Source organism: Xenorhabdus bovienii (genome assembly GCF_024721015.1).
GTDB classification, from domain to species: Bacteria; Pseudomonadota; Gammaproteobacteria; order Enterobacterales; family Enterobacteriaceae; genus Xenorhabdus; species Xenorhabdus bovienii.
Window position 1 is genome coordinate 1 of record NZ_JANAIF010000340.1, and the last position, 411, is coordinate 411.

Annotated in this window: 1 pseudogene; it reads left to right on the forward strand. The window is 51.8% G+C overall.

Annotated elements, in window-relative coordinates:
- Nucleotides 1-411: pseudogene (locus NXS07_RS22605) on the forward strand (hypothetical protein); the annotation flags it as partial.

Consider the following 411-nt stretch of genomic DNA (forward strand, 5'->3'; position numbering starts at 1 on the left):
GGGAAAATAAGCCGAAAGTCGATACGCCCGCGTTACCTGACTTTGGGCCAATGGTCTATGGGTCGGGCAAAAACAAGGCAAAAGGTAACAAAGGCACTGAATCGGTAGAAGCGGCGGGCCATGCAGCGGCACAGACTGACCCCAATAAGTTAGGCGATATTGTCTTTAAAAACCGCCCGCCCGTGATCCCGATTGAGGGCATATATCAGGAACCCCGCTTACAGCAACCGTCACTGCTTAGTCGCCTGACGGACAAGTTACAGCCGATGCTACCGACATTAAGTGGCATCCCGGTTCCTGTGACACCGGCCAGAGCAGGTAACGGCAATAAGCAGGACGACCGTTACATCATCAACTTACATTTTCACGGGGTTGATATGCAAAACAGCCGTTCCATTAGTGAGATGGTGA